Raw genomic sequence first — 4,612 nt, forward strand, 5'->3', positions numbered from 1 at the left:
CGACAATCCGGTCGGCAAAGGCGCGGGCATGGTCGATCTGGTGCAGATTGCACAGCACGGTAATGCCGAGTGCCCGGGCCGATTCACGCAGGCAGGTGAGCACCTGCACCGCCGTTTGCGGGTCGAGGCTGGCAATCGGCTCGTCGGCGAGAATCAGACTGGGCTGCTGGGCCAATGCACGGGCAATGCCGACTCGCTGCAACTGGCCGCCTGAAAGCGAATCGCTGCGCGCAGCGGCCTTGTGCGCCAGGCCAACCCGCTCCAGACACTGATGGGCCAGCGCCACATCGCTGCTGCGAAACAGCTGCATCAGCGAGGCGAAGGTGGAAACCGAACCCAGGCGGCCGGTCAGCACATTTTTCAGCACCGACAAGCGCGGCACCACATGGTGGTGCTGGAAGATCATGGCCACCTGCCGGCGCAGTGCCCGCTCATTGCCCGCTAGCATCACATCATGGCCGGCAACCCGCAACTCGCCGTCATCGGCCTGCACCAGCCGGTTCAGGCAGCGCAACAGGGTGGATTTACCGGCGCCGGACTGGCCAAGCACCGCCAGGAATTCACCGGGCGCCACCGAGAGATCGATGCTGCGCAATACCTGATTGCTGCCATAGGCCTTGCTCAGGCGGCGTATTTCGATCATTTCATGCCCTTCAGGTCGAGCTTGAGCACCTTGGCGGTGTCACGGACGATGTCATAGGCCGCGTCATTGGTGGGGTGAAAGCCATTGAGCAGGCCCTGGTCGCCCCATGGCAGATCCTTCAGGTTGGCCAGCGCGCGGCTCAGCTTGTCCTTGAGGGCCGGATCGAGATCCTTGCGCCACACCATCGGCGACTCGGGAATCGGGCCGGAGGTCCAGATGATGCGGAAGTCGTCCTGCTTGACCACGCCCTTGGCTACCGCCTGGGCGAGGATGCGGTCGGCCACGGCGGCGGCGTCCACCTTCTTGTTGGCCACAGCCAGAATGCTGGCATCGTGCGAGCCGGAGAAGATCACCCGGCCAAACAGGCCGTCCGGCGCGAAGCCGGCCTGGGTCAGGCCCGATTTCGGGAACAGATGGCCCGATGCCGAACCGGGGTCAACAAAAGCGAAGTTGCGGCCCTTGAGTTCGCCCAGCGAATTGATGCCGCTGTCCTTGCGGGTGATGATCACGCTCTTGTAGGTGCTCTGGCCTGCTTTCTTGGTCACCGCCACCGAAAATGCTTCGACATCGGCTACCGAGGTGGCCATCACATACGAGAATGGCCCGAGGTAGGCGACGTCGAGTTTTTTGGCCCGCAGCGCTTCGATCACCCCGTTGTAGTCCGACGCGACAAACGGTTTTACCGGCATGCCCAGTTGTTGCTGCAAGCCATCGAGCATCGGCCGGCTGCTTTCTATCATCGCTTGCGAGTCTTCGGCCGGAATCAGGCCGATGGTCAGCTGTGCAGCTGCCTGGGCCGGGTTGGCCAGTGTGAGCAGTACGAGGGGGCAGAGTGTCGCCAGCAGGCGTTGGGCAAGCAGCTTCATGGCATTCCTGTCTGATGGAGGAGAATGGCCCGCAGCTTAGCCAGCGCAGATGACAGCTGATCTATCGGATTGGCAGTAAAATTTCCTTGAAACTATTGATGGTATCTATGGATGTGCATCGCACTGCGCCAAACGAACAGCGCCCGTCCCGGATATGGTAGAGGCGCTGGGCGAAGGATTGACGACGCAGTGCCGGCTTTGAGCCGGGTTTTCCGCGACCGAAATATTGCTGGCCTTGTAGCGGCTATCGTGCCCGGCGAAAGCCACAGGCCGGATGGGTGTGGCCAGCGCTGTGATTGGGCAGGCCAAGGAAATCGAGAATATGCGGGGTGGCACCATCAACCTGGCTTAAGGGCGCGCTGCTCAGGTCGCCCGAGCAATAGGCGGGTTTGCCGGGGTTCAGATAGTGGTTGTTCAGGATCAGGAAGCTGTTGCGCTCAGCGGCCGACTGGCCGCCATGGCCGCTATTGAGGCCGCCGTGGTCGGAAGTGACCACGATCAGCCATTCCTCGTTCAGATAGTTCGGGCGCGCCACCAGGGCTGCCAGCACCTGGGCGATCTGCTGGTCTTCGGCGCTGATCTTGCTCTGGTAGTAAGGATGCAGCGGCGCATAGCTGGCGGCATGGATATCGACATTGTGCAGATAGTAAAAAATCGCCGAGGGCGCATGGCGCCAGCCCAGCATCCGCTTTACCGCATCGCTGGCCTGCTGCGAATTCTTCGGCGCATTCACTTCAATGAAGTCGGCCTGCCGTGGTGCCAGATTGTGGCTGATATTGAACCAGTCACCGACTACCGCCACGGTGGCGTCCGGATATTGCTGCTTGATCAGGTCGAACACATGCGGCCGTTGTAGTGGCAGGCTGGCATCGTTCGATACCACGCCATGCTGGTCGGCCCAGAAGCCGGTGAACACCGAGGCCCAGCCCGGCCCGCTGACGGTAGGCTGGCTGCCGCCGGCCAGCACATTCGCATGAAAGGCGCCGCTGGCAATCAGGGCCGGCAAGGCGGTGAGCGGTGCACAGCCCTGGCAGGCAATACTGTCGCCGCGCAGGCCATCGATGCCGATCAACAGCACATGCTTGTCACCGGGCAGCGGGTTGGGCCGGCCTTCGCCGGCAATCAGCGAGTAATGGTCATAGGGGTTGCCGGGATAATCGGTTTTCAGGCCGCCCACGTCGCTGGCGCGCACATCGCTCAAGTCGCAGGCCTGCTGCGCCTTGTAATAGTCAAACGAGCGGCACCAGGCGCGGCGTGGCAGGGCGGTGCAGGCAGCGGCGCAATCGCTCGGGCTGGCATTGCGCAGCTGCTCGGTATTGTGGCCGGCAATGGCGGCATCGCGGCTCAGGCTGAATTGCTTGAGCAGTGCCGGCCGCAGGCTGTAATGGTCATAGGGGTTGCCGGGGTAGTCGGTTTTCAGGCCGCCGACATCGCTGGCGCGTACATCGCTCAGGTCGCAAGCCTGCTTGAGCTTGTCGTAGTCGAACGATACGCACCAGGATGAGCGGCTCGCATCGAGGCAGGCGGTGGCGCAGTCGGCGGGCGCCACCTGCTGCAGATGCTCGGTATTGTGGCCGGCGATGGCGGCATTGGCGCTGCGGTCGAAATAGTCCAGCGGCAGCGCCAGGGCGATGCTGCCCAGTAGCGCCAGCAGCACGGCGGGCGTATGGCGGCTTGGTCGGGTTATTGACAGGCTCGTTTGCATGAATCGCCTCCAGGCGGAATGGAAAGCCTGCAGACTGGGCATGTCACATGACGGTCACGCTATCGAATCAATATGGTTTTCCCCAGTGAATCATCGTGAAAGTCTATTGATGTCCAGCGCCAAGCTCCGCGCCTTTCTGGCGGTTGCCCGTCATGGCAATTTCAGTGCCGCAGCCCGCGCCTGCGGCCTCAGCCAGCCGACCCTCACTACCCAGGTACAGGCGCTGGAGCGCCAGCACAAGGTCGAATTGTTTCACCGGCGCGGCCATCGCATCGAACTGAGCAGTGTGGGCCTGGCCCTGCTGCCGATCGCCCGCCAGCTGGCCAGTCTGGAAGTGGAGGCCTACAACCTGCTGCATGACAGCGGTGAATTGCACACCGGCCGGCTGCGCATTGGCGCGGTCGGGCCGTTTCATGTGATCGAGATGGTGGATGCCTATCGCGGGCGGCACCCCGGTATCGAGCTGTCGATCCGGCTCGGCAATTCCGCCGATGTGTTTGCCGATCTGGAAAACTATGTGATCGACATCGGCGTGCTGGCGCGTTTTCACGATGCACCGGGCTTTGAAACCCTGCACTACGCCCGCCACGCCATCATCCTGTTTGTCGAGCGCAGCCATCCGTTTGCCCAGCGCGGTGTGGTGGCGCTGGAGGAGCTGGCCGGCCAGCCGATGCTGCAACGTGAAAGCGGTTCCAGCACGCGGCGCGCGCTGGAAGCAGCGCTGCAGCAGGCCGGTGTCAGCCCGAAGCTGGCGATGGAAATCGGCAGCCGCGAGGCATTGCGCGAGGCGGTGGCACGTGGCATCGGCATCGGCGCGGTTTCCGAAGCCGAATTCATTCCCGATCCACGCATTTGTCCGGTGCGCATTGCCGGCGACCCGGCCTATACCGAAACCTATCTGTACTGCCTGGCAGAGCGCCGCCAGAGTCGGCTGATCGCTTCGTTCTTCGAGCAGGCGGCCGCCTTGCGCGCCGCGCCAGAGCTATCCGGTGTGCCGCAGTGAGCAAGTCGGACTCGTGCGCAGGCTCATGAAATGAGCTTGCGGTGCGCCATGATTGCCCGGGCTTGCCGGTGCTATGGCGCACCGGCGCAATGGTTGGCGGAGGGAAGGCATGCACGAGCGTTTGTATCGCATCAATCAGCTGCTGGCGAGCCGGCGGGTTGTTCCCACCAATACGTTTCTGGCTGAGCTGGAAGTCTCGTTAGCCACCTTAAAGCGCGATCTGGCCTATCTGCGCGACCGGCTGCATGCGCCCATCGTGTTCGACCGCGACTTGCAGGGCTATCGCCTCGACAAGGGGGGCGGCGGGCCGGCATTCCATCTGCCCGGACTATGGTTCGACGCCCATCAGACTCGCGCATTGCTGACCATGAGGACCTTGCTGCAACAGCTCGACC

At 62.9% G+C, this 4,612-nt stretch carries 5 protein-coding genes; 2 read left to right on the plus strand and 3 right to left on the minus strand.

Annotated elements, in window-relative coordinates:
* From phnC to ACE3OH_RS19705, 3 genes are all read right to left on the minus strand, one after another.
* Nucleotides 1–643, minus strand: a 643-nt coding sequence (phnC, locus tag ACE3OH_RS19695; RefSeq protein ID WP_374357178.1) for a phosphonate ABC transporter ATP-binding protein, incomplete at its 3' end; no start/stop codon positions are given.
* A complete protein-coding gene (gene phnD / locus ACE3OH_RS19700) occupies nucleotides 640–1,509 on the minus strand; it encodes a phosphonate ABC transporter substrate-binding protein (RefSeq protein ID WP_374357180.1) in 870 nt (289 codons plus the stop codon). The genes phnD and phnC, both read right to left, overlap by 4 nt.
* A gap of 244 nt (nucleotides 1,510–1,753) precedes the next feature.
* Complete coding sequence (locus tag ACE3OH_RS19705) at nucleotides 1,754–3,214, minus strand: PAN domain-containing protein (RefSeq protein ID WP_374357182.1); 1,461 nt, start codon at nucleotides 3,212–3,214, stop codon at nucleotides 1,754–1,756.
* 109 nt (nucleotides 3,215–3,323) lie between these two features.
* On the opposite strand from ACE3OH_RS19705, the gene ACE3OH_RS19710 reads away from it, so the two are divergent.
* Together ACE3OH_RS19710 and ACE3OH_RS19715 are read left to right on the plus strand one after the other, a co-directional pair.
* Nucleotides 3,324–4,217: a LysR substrate-binding domain-containing protein gene (locus ACE3OH_RS19710; RefSeq protein WP_374357184.1), complete on the plus strand. Its 894-nt coding sequence runs from the start codon at nucleotides 3,324–3,326 to the stop codon at nucleotides 4,215–4,217.
* Nucleotides 4,218–4,326: 109 nt separating this feature from the next.
* Nucleotides 4,327–4,612 (plus strand): helix-turn-helix transcriptional regulator (locus tag ACE3OH_RS19715; protein WP_374357186.1); only part of this gene is annotated, 286 nt, incomplete at its 3' end.

The organism is Chitinimonas sp., from assembly GCF_041904975.1.
Taxonomy (GTDB): Bacteria; Pseudomonadota; Gammaproteobacteria; order Burkholderiales; family Chitinimonadaceae; genus Chitinimonas.

Coding starts and splice junctions, on each gene's coding strand:
- ACE3OH_RS19705 (WP_374357182.1), bottom strand. CDS start 3,214: ATGCAAACGAGCCTGTCAATAACCCGACCAAGCCGCCATACGCCCGCC.
- phnD (WP_374357180.1), bottom strand. CDS start 1,509: ATGAAGCTGCTTGCCCAACGCCTGCTGGCGACACTCTGCCCCCTCGTA.
- ACE3OH_RS19710 (WP_374357184.1), top strand. CDS start 3,324: ATGTCCAGCGCCAAGCTCCGCGCCTTTCTGGCGGTTGCCCGTCATGGC.